This is a genomic window from Shimia litoralis (assembly GCF_005518135.1).
In the GTDB taxonomy this organism is placed as follows: domain Bacteria; phylum Pseudomonadota; class Alphaproteobacteria; order Rhodobacterales; family Rhodobacteraceae; genus Shimia_E; species Shimia_E litoralis.
The window spans coordinates 1-16,560 of sequence record NZ_SULI01000003.1 but is presented as its reverse complement, the minus strand read 5'-3'; the positions used below and the strand labels follow the sequence as shown (position 1 = coordinate 16,560).

Annotated in this window: 17 protein-coding genes; 4 read left to right on the top strand and 13 right to left on the bottom strand. The window is 54.4% G+C overall.

The features are described from left to right. Positions 1-57 precede the first annotated feature (57 nt). The 11 genes from FAP39_RS03550 to FAP39_RS03500 all read right to left on the bottom strand — a co-directional run bounded on the left by FAP39_RS03550 (position 58) and on the right by FAP39_RS03500 (position 10,713). The gene (locus FAP39_RS03550; protein ID WP_171006772.1) at positions 58-891 is read right to left on the bottom strand and encodes an FkbM family methyltransferase; all 834 of its coding nucleotides are present in this window, start codon (positions 889-891) and stop codon (positions 58-60) included. Between the two features lie 67 nt (positions 892-958). Further along, entirely contained in the window at positions 959-1,513 is a 555-nt protein-coding gene (locus tag FAP39_RS03545; protein ID WP_138015011.1) for a CvpA family protein, read from the bottom strand. A gap of 30 nt (positions 1,514-1,543) precedes the next feature. Continuing rightward, a complete protein-coding gene (gene radA / locus FAP39_RS03540; RefSeq protein WP_138015010.1) occupies positions 1,544-2,911 on the bottom strand; it encodes a DNA repair protein RadA in 1,368 nt (455 codons plus the stop codon). A gap of 17 nt (positions 2,912-2,928) precedes the next feature. Continuing rightward, on the bottom strand, positions 2,929-3,357 hold the full coding sequence (locus FAP39_RS03535; protein WP_138015009.1) for a paraquat-inducible protein A: 429 nt from the start codon (positions 3,355-3,357) through the stop codon (positions 2,929-2,931). 178 nt (positions 3,358-3,535) lie between these two features. Then, the gene (locus FAP39_RS03530; protein WP_138015008.1) at positions 3,536-4,282 is read right to left on the bottom strand and encodes an ABC transporter ATP-binding protein; all 747 of its coding nucleotides are present in this window, start codon (positions 4,280-4,282) and stop codon (positions 3,536-3,538) included. Further along, positions 4,279-5,061, bottom strand: a complete 783-nt coding sequence (locus FAP39_RS03525; RefSeq protein WP_138015007.1) for an MlaE family ABC transporter permease — start codon at positions 5,059-5,061, stop codon at positions 4,279-4,281. Before FAP39_RS03525 ends, FAP39_RS03530 begins: the two co-directional genes overlap by 4 nt. Then, on the bottom strand, positions 5,058-6,092 hold the full coding sequence (alr, locus tag FAP39_RS03520) for an alanine racemase (protein WP_138015006.1): 1,035 nt from the start codon (positions 6,090-6,092) through the stop codon (positions 5,058-5,060). Before alr ends, FAP39_RS03525 begins: the two co-directional genes overlap by 4 nt. 59 nt (positions 6,093-6,151) lie before the next feature. Further along, positions 6,152-7,642, bottom strand: a complete 1,491-nt coding sequence (locus FAP39_RS03515; RefSeq protein ID WP_138015005.1) for a replicative DNA helicase — start codon at positions 7,640-7,642, stop codon at positions 6,152-6,154. Positions 7,643-7,907: 265 nt separating this feature from the next. Beyond that, positions 7,908-8,585 carry an orotate phosphoribosyltransferase gene (locus FAP39_RS03510; RefSeq protein ID WP_138015004.1) on the bottom strand — a complete coding sequence of 226 codons (678 nt, stop codon included), beginning with the start codon at positions 8,583-8,585 and terminating at the stop codon, positions 7,908-7,910. Between the two features lie 75 nt (positions 8,586-8,660). Beyond that, on the bottom strand, positions 8,661-9,701 hold the full coding sequence (gene pyrC / locus FAP39_RS03505) for a dihydroorotase (RefSeq protein ID WP_138015003.1): 1,041 nt from the start codon (positions 9,699-9,701) through the stop codon (positions 8,661-8,663). Between the two features lie 67 nt (positions 9,702-9,768). Then, positions 9,769-10,713, bottom strand: a complete 945-nt coding sequence (locus tag FAP39_RS03500; protein ID WP_138015002.1) for a phosphoadenosine phosphosulfate reductase — start codon at positions 10,711-10,713, stop codon at positions 9,769-9,771. Between the two features lie 342 nt (positions 10,714-11,055). On the opposite strand from FAP39_RS03500, the gene FAP39_RS03495 reads away from it, so the two are divergent. From FAP39_RS03495 to FAP39_RS03485, 3 genes are all read left to right on the top strand, one after another. After that, entirely contained in the window at positions 11,056-11,610 is a 555-nt protein-coding gene (locus tag FAP39_RS03495) for a YeeE/YedE thiosulfate transporter family protein (protein ID WP_138015001.1), read from the top strand. Positions 11,611-11,613: 3 nt separating this feature from the next. Continuing rightward, the gene (locus tag FAP39_RS03490; RefSeq protein WP_138015000.1) at positions 11,614-12,201 is read left to right on the top strand and encodes a DUF6691 family protein; all 588 of its coding nucleotides are present in this window, start codon (positions 11,614-11,616) and stop codon (positions 12,199-12,201) included. A 150-nt stretch (positions 12,202-12,351) separates the two neighbouring features. Further along, positions 12,352-13,341, top strand: a complete 990-nt coding sequence (locus tag FAP39_RS03485) for an XdhC family protein (RefSeq protein ID WP_138014999.1) — start codon at positions 12,352-12,354, stop codon at positions 13,339-13,341. A gap of 18 nt (positions 13,342-13,359) precedes the next feature. Here FAP39_RS03485 and FAP39_RS03480 read toward each other — a convergent pair whose 3' ends face one another. Continuing rightward, positions 13,360-13,965: an SAM-dependent methyltransferase gene (locus FAP39_RS03480; protein WP_138014998.1), complete on the bottom strand. Its 606-nt coding sequence runs from the start codon at positions 13,963-13,965 to the stop codon at positions 13,360-13,362. Positions 13,966-14,082: 117 nt separating this feature from the next. After that, complete coding sequence (infC, locus tag FAP39_RS03475; RefSeq protein WP_138014997.1) at positions 14,083-14,628, bottom strand: translation initiation factor IF-3; 546 nt, start codon at positions 14,626-14,628, stop codon at positions 14,083-14,085. Between the two features lie 196 nt (positions 14,629-14,824). Between infC and FAP39_RS03470 the strand changes: the two genes are divergently transcribed. Next, the gene (locus FAP39_RS03470; protein WP_171006771.1) at positions 14,825-15,529 is read left to right on the top strand and encodes a translation initiation factor 3; all 705 of its coding nucleotides are present in this window, start codon (positions 14,825-14,827) and stop codon (positions 15,527-15,529) included. Positions 15,530-16,560: the final 1,031 nt, after the last annotated feature.

Genomic DNA, 16,560 nt, shown 5'->3' with positions numbered 1-16,560 from the left:
GGCCCTTTTTTTGAGTGCCAGATATTTCACCGTCGATGCGAACTGTCTGACAGCCTCTTACGCTTCGGTGCCGTCAAATTCTGAACATGCGGTTTCAAAGGCATCGATCAACGGCCCGACAATGCTTTCATCCAGCAGTCGCTCGTTCACATAGATGATATTGTATTGTCGCGGATGAAACTCGCAGTCGCGCAAAATCGGGCGGAAACCCAGTGCCCGAATTTGGGCGTCGACACCTTCAACGGTGACCTGACCGACAAAAATAGGTTCGGCTTCGACCTCGACCATAATTGCCAAACAGGACGGAAGCGCTTGGGTTGCGCCCTCGATCAACTGGCTTGTGGCACCTTCGACGTCAATCCAAACCACGGGTGGTTCTTGGTCGATTGGGGGGATTTCGCCTGCGGCGACGGCCTCGGATGTCAGGTCGTCAAAGGTGATGCCACGCACTTCGACTTCTTTGTACTCTGAGAAACCACTGCGTTTGAGCAGGGAATTGGATGTGCTGGTATGGCCGCGCTTTCGGGCGCGATCATGGTCCTTGAGTTGCAGGCTGATTGGACCTGACACCGCTGTGAGCGCCATATTTTTATAAATGGTTCCGCCTTTTTCGACGTTCTCGCGGAATTTTTCAAAGTTATACGGGTTGGCTTCGACGGCGATGGCGAAATGTTCGTTGCCTTGCCGCATGAAATGGCGCGATGCCATGGCCCGATGCGCGCCCAGTTCTAAAAATGTTTTGCTCTCGGAGGCATCCAAAAGTTCAAAAAAACTCTGAACCAACAGGCGATTTGAAAACTGATTAAAGGCCTTGTCGTACTTTAGGGATTGTGGCGTCAAATACGACGAGGTTTCGTCAAAGAAAGCCTGAAAACTGTTGGCGTTTGGCATTTCTGATCCTTTTACCATACCGATACGATAGGTCTATTTGATCGCGTCCAAACGCCATTTACCAGAGTTACTTTTCACAAATTCCAACAAGTTCTTCATATTGGCTGGTGATCCAACCCAATGCTTGTGCAGGGTCGCGTTCTTCGATTTGGCCCGTCATGCGGGAAAACACTTTGGCTGAACGGCTGTCGTCGACGACGGGAAAGGTTTGCGATGTCGCGACGGTTTCATAGACAAAGAATGCAATGGCCACCAACAGAATGCCGCGCAGGACGCCAAACAGAAATCCCAAACCCTGATCGAGCCCGCCAAGGGCCGAACGTTGGACCACACTGGCGAAAAGCGGCGTGAACAGCGACACAACCACCAACGACAGCGCAAACACAGCGGCAAATGACGCAATAATAGACAGCTCGCAGCTTTCAGAGAGGTATTTTCCCACAGCGGGGACCTCTTTGATCAATGGCTCGACTTGCGGTGCAAACATAAAGGCCAACACTGCCGCGGCAATCCAGCCCACAATGGCCATGCCTTCACGCACAAGCCCACGGCTGTAGGCCAGCAGAGCTGATACGATAATGACGCCCGCAACTACGCCGTCGATAATGGTGAAACCTTCCATGGTCTTTCATCCCCTTGGCCGCGTGCGGCTTTATCCTGCTCCGAATACATCTCCGACAAAGCTTGTCAAATCGCCCACCCGATTCAGCTTCATACCGCTGGTCGCTGGTGATTTTCCGCCCTTTGGAGCGATTGCCGTTGTGAAACCAAGTTTTTGGGCTTCTTTCAACCTGTTTTCTGTCTGTCCGACCGCTCGAAGGGCTCCTGAGAGACTTATTTCGCCAAAAACCACGGTATCTGCGGGGATTGCAGCGTCTTCTCGCGCAGACAACAGCGCCGCAGCCACCGCAAGGTCGGCGGCAGGTTCGTTGATCTTCATGCCTCCGGCGACATTCAGATATACATCAAGTCCGGTGAACGGGATGCCGCAGCGCGCTTCGAGCACCGCAAGAATCATCGCCAGACGTCCGCCATCCCATCCCACGACCGTGCGCCTTGGTTGGGAATGCGGGCTTGGTGCCACAAGCGCCTGAAGTTCTATCAATACGGGGCGTGTGCCTTCGATACCGGCAAACACCACACTGCCAGGGGTCGGTTCACCCCGATCCGACAAGAACAAGGCGGATGGGTTCAGCACCTCGGCCAATCCGGCACCCGTCATTTCAAACACGCCAATTTCATCGGCAGGTCCAAACCGGTTTTTGACAGCGCGCAGAATACGGAACTGATGGCCGCGCTCGCCTTCAAAATACAATACGGTATCCACCATGTGTTCGACCACACGCGGTCCGGCAATCTGTCCGTCTTTGGTCACGTGTCCCACCAAAACGACGGCCATGCCTTTGCGTTTGGCAAAAGATGTCAGCTCGTGCGCAGCGGCCCGTACTTGACTGACGCTGCCGGGGGCAGAGCCGACGTTGTCGGACCACATGGTTTGGATGGAATCAATAATGGCCAGTTGCGGGCGCTCGGCCTCGAGCGTGGTTAAGATATCGCGCAGGTTCGTTTCCGCAGCCAGTTGGACCGGCGCATCTGTCAACTTGAGCCGTTGCGCACGCATGCGGACTTGGGCGCTGGCTTCTTCGCCGCTGACATAAATTGTTTTGACACCCTGTTTGGCAAATTGTGCGGCGGCCTGAAGCAACAGGGTCGACTTGCCGATCCCCGGATCGCCCCCCACAAGAATGGCGCTGGCTTGCACAAGCCCGCCACCCAACACCCGATCCAGCTCTCCCATTCCGGAATGGGTCCGCGGAGGAGGGGCCTCTTCGGTGCGCAAATCGGTCAGAACGATGTTGCGCCCCTTTGAGGACCCGAGCGTGGCCGCAGACGGACCCGTTGACAGCGGTGTGTCCTCGACGATGGAGTTCCATTCGCCGCAGGCATCGCATCTGCCTGACCACTTGTTGGTGACGTTTCCGCACGCGGAACACGAGAATTGAGTTTTTGTTTTAGCCATGTTCCCGTTTTGGACCCTTAACGCTTGCGGGTCAAATGGCTAATGCCAATTGATGCCAGAATGCATCCGGTAAATAGATACAGGCCCCATCCGGTTTCGATGGTGACATGACCTGCACCTTTCATGATGACCAAATAGAGCGCGATCAAAAACACATCGGCCATGGCGAGCTTTCCAAGAAACTCGAGCACCGGCAGGGTCTTGCGACGCAACATCCCAAATTGAATAAGTGCGACGCCGATCACCTTCATATACGGGGCAAAGATCGCGAGGAATGTGACCAACAGGGCCAGCGCCACATCGCTTTCCCACAATGATTGCAGCCCCGAGACGATCGAAATTTCATTGAGCCCAAAAATTGGCAGAAAGCCCGCGCGCATTAGGGGGGCGAACCATGCGAGTGGAAACAAGACAAGTAGAGCGAGGTTGGCAATACGTAGTGGCATGGGGTCTCCGGTGGTGGGTCTCCGGTGGTCGCGTGGCCTTTGACCTAAAATCCAGGGTCGACCGCTTCAAGGGGCGAACGCGGGGAAAATGCCGATTGTATTCCCGTTGCGACAGGCGCTGGCCGCACAAACAGACCATCGCGGATGGTGGTCAAAGGACAGATGATATTGGCGCGCGCTATCGCACGGCCTCAATCGGGCCTTCGGCGCTACCGGAAATGAACTGGGTCAAATACGGATCGCCTGACGTGTCCATGTCGGCGACGGGGCCTGTCCATTGGATGACACCGTCATGCAACATAGCGACCTTGTCTGCGATAGCGCGGACGCTGCTCATGTCGTGGGTGATGGTCATTGCAGTCGCGCCCATCTCCACTACAATTTCGCGGATCAAGTCATTGATGACGCCGGACATAATCGGGTCCAGACCCGTCGTGGGTTCATCAAAGAAAATGATTTCGGGGTCGGCTGCGATGGCGCGGGCAAGTCCGACGCGTTTTTGCATCCCCCCAGAGAGTTCGGATGGAAACAGGTCAGCGACATCAGGCGTTAGCCCCACGCGGCGCAGCTTTTCGATGGCAATCTCTCGGGCTTCTGATCTGGGGCGCTTAAGGGACCCGCGCAAAAGTCGAAAGGCGACGTTCTGCCAGACGGGCAACGAGTCAAATAGGGCACCACCCTGAAACAACATGCCAAAGCGTGCCAGAAATGCGTCGTGATCGCCTCTGGTGGCGTCCTGTCCATCCACCAGAATTTGTCCGCTGTCGGGTGTGATCAGGCCAAGCACAGATTTCAGAGCTACAGATTTTCCTGTGCCTGACCCACCGATGATGACCATGGATTCCCCACGTGGGATGTCCAAGGTGACGCCTTGTAACACCTTTTTGGGGCCAAAGGATTTGTGAACGTTTTCAAATGTAATCATGACGAGAAAAACAACGATGTAAGCATGAAGTTGGCCGCTAATATCAGGACGGCGGCGGCTTGGACGCTGGCTTTGGTGGCTTGTCCGACGCCTTGTGCACCGCGCCCCGAGTTCATTCCGTAATAACACCCCATCGTCGCTGCAATACCGCCAAACGCGGCCCCCTTGATGAGCGACGACACAATGTCCGAGCGTTGAAGGAAATCAACGGTGTTGGTCACATAGGTGGCGGGGTTAAATCCAAGTTGCTGCGTGCCCACGACAAAGCCCCCATAGATGCCGATGATATCCCCGATGCCCACAAGGATCGGCACCACGATCAGGGCGGCCAAGACACGCGGCGCCGTCAAGTACTTCATTGGGTGAGTGGATAATGTGGTCAGCGCATCAATTTGTTCGGTCACTTTCATGGTCGCAATTTCTGCCGCGATCGAAGATGTGACGCGCGCGGCCACCATGAGACCAACAAGCACGGGGCCCAATTCCCGAACCATGCCAATGGCGACAATCTGGGGCACCACGGCTTCGGCGGAAAACCGGCTGCCGCCGTCATAGATCTGAAGCGCCAGAGCGCCCCCCGTGAAAATCGCGGTCAACCCCACCACAGGCAGGGAAAGCCACCCGATGTTGAGCAAGGCAATCGCAAACTCGCGCCCATAAAACGGGGGGCGAAAGATATGCAGGATGGCCTGGAGCGCGAAAATGGTGACTTGGCCAATCGTGGCAAAGACAGCCAAGGTGCTGCGACCAAGCGCAGCCAAAGGCGTGGTAAGAATCATCCTAAGTACCGCCGCGTATAGCGAGCCCCCAGAGAGGTGAGAATTTCATAGCCGATCGTACCAGCCGCTGTGGCCAATGTATCCACGGATTGATGTGGCCCCAAGAGCTCAACACCTTTTGGGCTGGCGGCCAAGTCGGTCACGTCCACGCCAATCATATCCATCGAGATACGCCCAATGATCTTACAGCGTTTTCCCGCCACATAGCACCATGCGTGTTCTCCCATGGCGCGCAAAATGCCATCGGCATATCCGGCTGCAATGGTGGCGACTTGACTGGGTCGCGTGGCCATCCATGTATTGGCATATCCCACGGTTTCGCCTTCGGCGACGTCTCGCACCTGGATGACAGGCACGGCAAGCCCCGCAACAGGTGCGGCGTCTACAAAAGGCATGCCGCCATAAATTCCGATACCCGGGCGCGTCAGATCAAAGTGATACGCGTCCCCCAGCAGGATACCGCCGGTTGCCGCCAGAGACCTTGGCACGCCAAGCCCATCGGTCATGGTCTTGAACGTGGCTAGCTGCATCGCATTCATCGGGTGTTCGGGATCATCGGCACATGCCAGATGCGACATCAACACCGTCGGATTTTGCGCGAGCGCGATGTCTTGCACAGCATCCCATTCCGCGGCTTCCAGCCCAAGCCGGTTCATCCCTGTATCCAGTTGAACTCCGAACGGGGCACCGGGCAGGGCTTCGAAGTGGCGCAGCATCTGATCGACGGAATTCAACATCGGCGTCAGGTTCAGATCGCTGATCATGTCCGTGTCTCCGGCCATATGGCCCGAGAAAATGTTGATTTCAGGATCAGGTCCAAGCGCTTGGCGCAAGGATGCCCCTTCTTCAGCGGCGGCCACAAAGAACTTGGTCACGCCGGCTCGCGCCAAAGCGCGCGCAACGCGGTCCGCGCCCAAGCCATAGCCGTCAGCCTTGACCACCGCAGCGGTGTCACAGTCAGTTTGCGCATGTAGCGCGCGCCAGTTTTCAACGAGCGCATTCAGGTCAATCGTAAGAGTTGCAGTAGCCATGTGGGTTTGTCGAACGGGGGAGGCATAAGGTCAAGTGGAAACGGGTGCGCCGTATGACCTTAGAACCCGACATCGTCCCCTTGCTGTTGCCAAGATTTTGCCAAGTTGCCAAAGCGTGTGAACTGCGCTTCGAATGACAAATGGACAGTGCCAATCGGACCGTGACGTTGTTTGCCGACAATGACCTCGGCCTTGGCGTGCAAGCGCTCCATCGCGGCTTTCCAGTCTTCCATTTTGTCCAGATCTTCATCACCCGGCTTTTCGCGTTCTTTGTAATATTCTTCGCGAAATACGAACATCACGACATCGGCGTCTTGCTCGATCGATCCGGATTCACGCAAATCTGACAGCATTGGGCGTTTGTCGTCACGGCTTTCGACCTGACGCGAGAGCTGGGACAGCGCAACGACAGGGATGTTAAGTTCCTTGGCAATCGCCTTCATGCCCATCGAAATTTCGGCAATTTCGTTCACGCGGTTTTCGGCTGTTCCACGGCAAAGTTGCAAATAGTCGATCACCAACAGGTCAAGACCATGCGTCCGCTTAAGCCGTCGTGCGCGGGCTGCCAATTGAGAAATCGGCAGGGCAGGCGTGTCGTCAATAAACAGGGGGCAAGCCTCAAGGTCTTTTGCGGCGTCGACAAACCGGCGGAATTCACCTTCGGTCATGTCGCCCTGACGAATTTTATGGGAAGAAATTTCTGACGCTTCAGCCAAAATCCGGCCCGCCAACTGTTCCGCGCTCATTTCGAGCGAAAAGAACCCGACTACGCCCCCATCCACGGCACCCTCGGTGCCATCGCGCTTGAGCCCCTTTTTGTACGCTTTGGCGACGTTAAATGCGATGTTGGTTGCCAAAGAGGTTTTGCCCATCGACGGGCGTCCCGCAAGAATGAGCAAATCCGACGGGTGCAAACCGCCAAGCTGTTTGTCCAGATCGACCAACCCGGTCGAGATACCCGCCATGCCGCCACCGCGCTGGTAGGCTTCGTTGGTGACATTTACCGCCTCGGTCACGGCCTTTAGGAACGAAACAAATCCGCTATCGGTTTTGCCTTGTTCAGACAGCTTATACAGCGCCTGTTCGGCTTCTACGATTTGTTCTTTGGGTTCTGATGCGACATCTATTTTGGTGGCTTTGGTGGCAATGTCATTGCCCAAACCGATCAATTCGCGGCGGATCGCCATGTCATAGATCATCTGGGCATAGTCGCGCGCCGCAAAGGCTGAAATGGCCGCCCCGGCAAGGCGTGCCAAATATGCCGGACCGCCAAGTTCTTTCAGGCCTTCGTCATCCTCAAGAAACGCTTTGAGCGTCACGGGGGTTGCAAGGTTGTTCTTGGCGATGCGGGCTTTGGCAACTTCGTAAATCCGCGCATGCACAGGATCATAAAAATGCTGTTCCGTGATGATGGAGGCCACACGATCATAAATGTCATTGTTGGTCAGGATCGCGCCAAGAAGCTGTTGTTCAGCTTCGATCGAGTGGGGCATCGGGTCAGCGGATTTATCCTCAGGCCCATTTGGATTAATGATTGCAACTTCGTTCATCGGTTTCCCCAACTACATGTGTGCGCATACCGCAGCACACCCATCCCCAAGATGCATTCATAGCCAAGGTTGGTGTGATTTGCCATCGGGATAAATCTGTGAAGAACTCTCGGGATATCCCTGTGGATAACGTCGTGGGTTACCTGAGATTTCGCTGAGGGCGCCAGATGTGGCAACTCTTCTTATATAAGGCGCAAAATGTGGATCGCTTGACTTGATTCGAAACGGCTGGGGAAATGTTACCCCCAGCCTATCCACAGCAAAGTTATGCCTTGTTGGCGTCTTGCCAAGCACGAGGGTCTTTTAGGAAGACTTCGACTTCGCTCAGAGTGGCCTCGCTAAACGCACCTTGGGCGCGGGCTTCGGCCAGAACATCCCACCATGTGCAGAGATAGTGCAGGTCCACACCATGGTCGCCCAATGTTTTGGTCGTTTCCGGGAAGATGTCATAGTAGAAAATGACCGCTGTATGGCCGCACGTGGCACCCGTTTCACGGATTGCATCCACAAACGATAGTTTGGAGCCGCCATCAGTGGTCAGGTCTTCAACAAGCAAAACGCGCTCGCCTTCACTCATCGCACCTTCGATGCGTGCGTTGCGGCCGTACCCTTTTGGTTTTTTGCGCACATATGTCATCGGCAATGCCATGCGCTCCGCCACGAGTGCGGCAAACGGAATACCCGCAGTTTCCCCACCGGCAATGTTGTCAAAGGCTTCAAAGCCTGCATTGCGCATCACGGTGATGGTCAGGAAATCCATCAACGTGCTGCGAATGCGCGGAAAGGATATCAGCTTGCGACAGTCAATATACGATGGTGAAGGAAGTCCAGACGCAAGCGTATAAGGGGTTTCGGTGTTGAAATTGACCGCGCCAATTTCCAACAACATGCGTGCGGTCAAACGGGCAATTTCCTGTTGCGACGGGTACGTGGTTGGGATCATCTCGGGTGTCCTTTGACAGTGTGCGCGCCTTGGGCACAGGGGCCTTTGGCACGAGTAGTTAAGTCTAGAGCAAGCTTACAGAACAGACCAATGCACGGGGAAACCGGGGTCGAACACCGTGACGGGTCCTTCTTTGGTGTCGATGTGGCTCGGGAAGCTGGTGGCCGCGTCTGACTTGGCAAGGGTGATGCTGTCGCTGTTTACCGGAAGGCCATAGAATGCAGGGCCGTTTTTACTGGCAAACTGTTCCAGATTGGCCAATGCGTTTTCTTCTTCGAAGACATGCGCCAAAAGAGGCATCGTATTTGTTGCGGTGAAGCATCCAGCGCAGCCACAGGCGCTTTCTTTGTTCGGATCGGTGTGCGGGGCACTATCAGTGCCAAGGAAAAAACGCGCATCTCCCGATGTTGCCGCAGCGCGCAACGCCAAACGATGTTCTTCGCGTTTTGCAACAGGCAAGCAATAATAATGTGGTTTGATCCCACCGACCAGAATGTGGTTGCGGTTGATAATCAAGTGGTGCGTTGTGATCGTTGCCCCAAGGTCGGTCGCGTTGGCTTTGACATAGTCAACGCCGTTTGATGTCGTGATATGTTCCATCACGACCCGCAAGCCAGGAGTAGCGGTGCGGATTGGATCAAGAACGCGATCAATGAACACGGCCTCACGGTCGAAAATGTCGATGTCGGCGTCGGTGACTTCGCCGTGCACACAAAGAGGCAAGCCGATCTCTGCCATTTTTTCAAGAACGCCGCGGACCTTATCAAAGTCGGCAACGCCGCTGGCCGAGTTGGTCGTGGCACCCGCCGGATACAATTTGACGGCTTTGACCAGACCGCTGGCATGTGCAGCGGCGACATCTGCCGGATCGGTATCTTCGGTCAGATACAGCGTCATCAGCGGCGTAAAGGCCATCCCTTCGGGCAACGCGGCCAGAATACGATCACGATAGGCCATGGCCTGAGCGCCCGTGACCACAGGGGGCACGAGGTTGGGCATAATAATGGCGCGGCCGAAATCTCGGGCGGTTTCGGGCAAAACGGCGCTCAGCATTGCGCCATCGCGCAAATGCAGGTGCCAGTCATCGGGGCGGGCAATTGTCAGGCTTTGGGTCATACCTGCCGCTTACACAAATCGCGGGGTACGATCCAGTGCTTCGCAGCAATTATTGGCGAAAACCGACCTAACCGGCGCGTTTCTCTTCTGATGCGGATTGTTCAAGCGCGTTGAGGTGATTGGCGAATCGCGGCGCTTTCATGCGTTGCGTGACATTTGCGCAGAGCAACGCCTCGAGGTAAGGGCGTTTCTGCCCTTTCAGTTTGTGCAGCAGACCCAACAAATACGGTTTGTGGTTGCGGCGTGCGCGATACAGATCGTTAAACGACGCAGAGCTCAGCTTCCCGCCGCCAGCCTGTGCCAGAATACGGTACAGGATTTGCATGTTCAAAAGGTTGGGTTCCAATTTGGACCCCATGTTTGGCATCCGCAAAAGCGTGACGTTTTCGCGCGCAAAAAGCGCGGCATGCATCGCATCTTCGGTTTGGTTGGGATCAAACAAGACAAAGGCGTGATCCGCAGCATCAATCATGTCAGGCGCATAGCCATACCGATCGGTAAACGACATTTTACGTGTATGGGGAAACCGATGATCCCATCCGGCAAGGCGGGGATCAAGTGTTGCCTGAGGCTGAACTGTGATCACTGTTGCACCCGGTGCTGCGACAGAGAACGCCGCCGCAGCATATCCGCATGCGCCGCTGCCGTAAAAGATAACCTTTTGAAAGTCTTCAAAAAAACCATCATCTACAAGACGGTCGATGTATCGGTATACAGCGTCGTCGCGAAACCAAGTGTCGCCATCGCTCATCAGACACAGGTGTGACCATCCAAGTTCGCGCACCAACTCAAAGCCCATGGGTTGCCCAGTGTCGCCGCGGGACTGAATGCCCTGCAGTGTTTCAAACGTCACCAACAGCGTTGGCTTGTCTTCGACAAATGTCGCGAAATGCCGGTCGCCAAGAGGTTGGAAATAGCCATGTTCGTCCACAACTTCTTCCAACTTGGTCAGCCATTCGTCTTTTGGCAATCCCAGCATAGGAATATCAAAACCGTTTGGGGCGTCCTGCATCTGTTCGATCCTCTTTTGCTCCAAATCGGAGCACGTACTCGTTCAACATCATTTTTTTCCAACCTAAGTCTGGTTTGAGGCAGAAATAGGGAAAAACCAAAAAATTCATGTGCCAAACTGCCGTGTTTTTGCCGTTTTACACTGCAAATTGCGGTGATCCTGTGCACTTGGGCGTGGGTATCTTATACAGAATTTCGATGTGAAGCGAGCCACTCGGATCAACGAGGCACTGTTGAGTGCGCACCCGAATGTGCAGGGTAGGGCGGCTTGATCCAAATCAATAACACAAATTCGAAATATTATATATATTACTTTAGGAATGTAATACTAAGGAAAATATCCATGGTTTTGAATTGGAAATTTGGCGGGGTCTTGCTTGGCTTTGTGTTTTTCTTGGCAGTTGTGCTTGTAAAACCGATTGGGGTTTCGACCCAATTTGTGATTCTTGATGCAATCGTCGGGGATGTCGTAAATGCCGAACTGATTACCCAAAATGATGATGGTGCGTATACGTCAAGCAACGCATATCTCGCAAAATCAAAAGGCAAATACGCAAAATCAGCGGCAAACCCGCTCAACTATAGCTTTGTGTTTGTACTGGCGATGATGGTCGGCGCGTTTCTGTCCAGCATGGCAAAAGGTGGCATCAGTTCAGAGGAAAGAAACCTTCCGGCGATCTGGTATGCAAACTATGGTGATACACCCATTAAACGATACGCGGTTGTGTTCTTGAGCGGCTTTATCGTTCTGTATGGCGCACGCTTGGCTGGCGGATGTACGTCGGGCCATATGATGTCGGGCATGATGCAGACATCCTTGTCCGGGTATATTTTTGCCGCAGGTGCATTTGCAGCCGCCGTTCCCGTTGCCATGATGATGTATAAGAAAGAGGGCTGAGCCATGGAAATTTTATTGGCAATCGTGGTCGGCGCCGCATTTGGCGCGACTTTGGATCGGATCGGCGCAACCAGCCCGAACTGGATCATCCGCATGCTGAGTCTGCGCAATCTGCATCTTATGAAAACCATTCTGTTGGCGATCGGAACAGGGTCCATTTTGATGTTTGCAGGGCAAATGGCGGGCATTGTGGATGTGATGCATATGTCCGTCAAATCCGCCTATGTCGGTGTGTTTATTGGGGGCCTGTTGCTTGGTGGCGGTTGGGCCGCGTCAGGATACTGCCCGGGTACGGGTGTCTGTGCTGCCGCTTCTGGTCGCAAAGATGCATGGGTGTTCATCGCGGGCGGTTTGCTTGGCGCTGCGGCGTACATGATGACTTATCCGTCGTGGAAATCATCGGGCTTGCTTGACGGGCTCGCTGGCGGAAAGGTCACTTTGGGGACGGTTCCGGGGGCAAAATACGACGGCCTTATGGCGATGTCCGGAGATGTTCTGGGGATCGTTTTGGGCGGTGTGTTTGTGCTGGTGGCCTTCCTGTTGCCAGAGCGTCTTGTTGGTAACGGACCAGAAGCAGTCGCCGCCGAGTAGTCTGTCGGCATAGATGATGACATTACGGCCAGTCCTTATTGGGCTGGCCGTTTGTATGTGTGGCAGGGCTTTGTCTCTTGCGCTTGGCGATGACGGTGGCCATCTTGCGGGCATTGAATGCATGCACACAAGCGGTACGGGGCACACGACATGACCGAATTTTCGACCACAGTTTCTGGTGTGCCAGAGTTGGCGCTAAGGTGGCACCGTGCGGGGCAGGGCGCCGTCTTGGCGACCGTTGTGGAAACTTGGGGCTCAGCTCCGCGCCGCGCGGGGGCACAAATGGTGGTTTCGGGCGACGGACAACACGAGGGGTCTGTGTCTGGTGGCTGCGTCGAAGGCGCGGTCATGACAGAGGCGCTCGAGGCGCTGGCCGATCAAAAATGCCGGATGCTTGAATTCGGCGTCAGCGACGGAGATGCCTTTGCAGTTGGCTTGGCCTGTGGCGGTACAATTCGGATCTTGCTTGAACCTGTTGGCTCGGTAATGCCCGAAGCAACGCTTGCCGATCTTGTTCAGGCACGTGCGGCGCGCCAAGACGTGGCGTATGTGTTTGATTTGGCCACTGAGCATGGCACGCTTGTGTCCAAAGACGATGGGCCTCAGCCGTTTGACCAGCGGTTTCGTCTGGATCGATCCGGTCTTGAGAACGAGAACACCTTTGTGTGCATCCATAATGCGCCGCTTCGAGTTGTGATTGTGGGGGCGGTTCATATTGCCCAAGCGTTCGTGCCAATGGCGCGCATCGCCGGTTTCGATCCGGTCATCATTGATCCGCGCACGGCTTTTGCGTCTGCCGAACGCTTCCAGGGTGAGAGCATCATAACCGAATGGCCCCAAGATGCTCTCGCGGACCTCAATCTGGATGCGCGTACCGCGTGCGTGTTGCTGACACATGACCCAAAGCTGGATGATCCGGCATTACATAGCGTGTTGCGATCCGACGTGTTCTATATCGGGGCGCTGGGGTCAAAAAAGACCCATGCCGCGCGGCGTGCGCGGCTTGAGGACGCAGGGTTTTCGGATCAAGATATCGATCGGATTTTCGGTCCGATCGGATTGAGTATCGGCGCAGCGAGCCCCGCCGAAATTGCGGTGTCTATTTTGGCGCAACTTGTTGAGGTGTTGCGCAAAGGGTGATCAGCCGTCTGTGGTGGATTACGGAGCGGGTGGTTTGCGGGCGATCAGGTCAATCAGCGCGGACAGGCCGGAATGGCCACGACCTTCCTGAACATCCCGCTCATAGGCGCGGCACTCAAGAATGTCCCAATCGGCAAAGTCTGTGCGCAGACCTGCTTCGGTGTACATGTTCTCCGCGCTCGGCGGGCCGCCGGTGCCGTGTTCAAGTTGCTCTGGCGTATACCCGTGCAACAAAATCAGCCCTCCGGGCTTGGTGGCGCGCTTCATCCCGTCGAATTGTGTCTTGCGATCTTGTGGGCCGACAAACTGGATGAATATTCCTGCCACCACATCGTATGCGTTTTCAGGCCACTCACATGTCAGGATATCTCGATTTTCGTACCGGACCGTGACGCCAGCGTCCTGCGCCAGAGATTTGGCGCGGGCGATGGCCGACGGGGCAAATTCCCATGCGGTGACATCCAGCCCCCGTTGCGCCAAGTAAACCGAGTTACGGCCTTCGCCATCGGCGACCGCCAATGCGGACTGCCCTGAAACCAGATGGTCGGAATGATCTCGTAAAAACTGGGCGGGTTCCCGGCCAAATACAAAATCCGGCGACGTAGCAAATCGATCTTCCCACATGTCTGTGTTCCTTGTTCGGGTATTGGATTTGACAAAATAAAAGCCCCCTCGTGCGATATGCAAGCGAAGGGGCAATTTACGTGATGCGATCAATATGACCGGCACCTGTAATTTGGCTTATTTAGGCAGTGGGCCGATCAACATGATCATTTGGCGGCCTTCCATTTTGGGGAAGTTTTCCACCTTGCCGATTTCTTTGGTGTCTTCTGCAACACGTTCCAAGAGCTCGCGACCCAAATTTTGGTGGGCCATTTCACGGCCACGGAAGCGCAGGGTAATTTTTACCTTGTCGCCGTTTTCAAGAAACTTGAACACGTTCCGCATTTTTACCTGATAATCATTGGTATCAGTGTTGGGTCGGAATTTGACCTCTTTGATCTCAATGATCTTCTGCTTCTTACGGGCTTCTGATTCGCGCTTTTGCTGTTCGTATTTGAACTTGCCGAAATCCATAATCTTGCAGACGGGCGGAACCGCATTCGGAGAAATCTCCACGAGGTCCAGTCCAGCTTGTTGGGCCATTTCCATCGCTTTTGCAGGATGGACAACGCCGACGTTTTCACCTTCCGCACCAATTAGGCGGATTTCTGGTGAACGGATGCGGTCGTTAACGCGGGGGCCGGTGTCGCGCTGCGGAGGCGCGTTATGAGGTCTGCGGGCTATGATTTCGTTCCTTCGATGGTGGAGTTCTTACGCGCAGCAATTTATGCGCGCATTTGTGCCGATACAAGCGGTTAATCGGTGTGGATGAGCCAAAATGCAAGAGTTTCCCCCTTGTTGCCCAACAATAGAGAGGGCATTTGGTCCTCAACGGGGGTCACCAGTGGGGATGGCCCGAAATTGTAAGGAGTCGTTAACGATGAAAAATCTGATTATCGCAGTTGTTGTCTTGGGTGCTGGCGTCGTTGGGTATGTGCTTTTGACAGGTCAAAAAGGGGATGACACAGCCCCGACAGCGCAAGCTCCATCGGCTGTTGAGACTGTGACGGAGCAGGTGCAAAGTGCAACAGAAGAAGCCGCAGAAGCAGCGTCAGATGTCGTCACAGACATGACTGACAGTGCTACAGACGCAATGGAAGATGCCGCGACTGCTGTTGAGGAGACTGTTGATACAGCGACTGAAGCCGCCGAGGGCGCAATGGAAAGCGCCTCTGACGCTGTGACCGAGGCCGCCGACACTGCTCAAGACGCTGTTTCTGATGTGGTCGAAGACGCAACCACTGCGGCAGAGTCTGCTGCGGATACAGCCACCGAGGCCGCCTCTGAAGCAATGGATGCCGTGACGCCAACGACCGACACTGCCACGGATGCTGCAACGGACGCTGTAACAGATGCCGCGACAGACACGGCGACCGAAGCTGCAAGTGCCGCGGCTGAGGCAACGATGGCGGATGTGTTGACCGTAGATGGGTTCGACATGGGCAAAGTGTCCGAGATGATTGACCAATCTTCTTTGGACGCGATGAAAAAGACGGCATTGAAAACCGGTCTTCAGCAAGCACAGGATAACCCCGAGATGCTAAAAGCTGCCTTGGATGGTGTTAAGTCTGCACTTGGTATGTAAGTTCCAAGACGCACATTTCGGCGACTGCCGGATCACGAGGCCGCAACTAGCGATAGTTGCGGCCTTTGTCGTCTTTCGAGAAGGTGCGAATACCGGTAGAACAAAAAAGGCCGCCCACACAGATGATGCACTCCGCCTTGTGGGGCGCAATCTCAAACATACCTGCCTTAACGTTCGCGTCAGATTATTGGTTTTAAAACAAGTTTTGAAAGTTCGGCGCTGCGAGAAAATTGGAATTTCAACCCAGAACGGACGGATAGTGACTACAGATTGGCTCGCTGGTCTCAAGCAAGAGCTGGCCTCGCTCAAGACCAAATAGAAGGTCGTGATGAAAAATGGCCAAGTGGCATGCAAATTGACCGGTGCGGACAAAAAATACCGTTGCATCAACCGCCTCAGACATCCCACTGGTGTTCTTGATGGTCTTTCTTGGGGAGCCTGCCGGGCGCGTTTCTTGAATATCTAGAACAGTTTTCCGTAACTGGTGTGCACCAGTCCACACTTGACGGTAACGGCAGGCCAATAAAGAGGATTGCTTACCAAAGTCGGCGCGAAAAAGTTGAGCGCAGTGAGCAAGTCGTTGAAAATCGCATTTGTCATGACAACATGATCTTGAACGTGAATTGGGAAACAGCAACCGATAGGCGAAACACCAACTGATCTGTATGGTCACCGACGATGCATCCATCGGCTATGGAACCCAAAAGATCATTTTCTAAGAAAGTGTGTGTTGCTCATCGCTGTCTCGGCAAGGTCCAAGTGAAAGTGATCTAAGCCTTGCATGGAAATATTCGAGCACCAAAGACCAGGTGCAAGAGACAGCTGACCACGATAGAAATATCATATTCAATCAGTGGGCACCTGAAGACGTGTTCATTCCATTCCGGCATCATCTATTTGTGTAATAGAAATTCGGTTGGGATGAAGCAAATCTCGTTCTCAATATTTCCAGTTTTTGATCGCAATTGGACCTGTCGCGTTTTAGTGCCGCCCCAAGTGCTCGTTTAAGCCACCTTTCGTTCGAAGGCGAC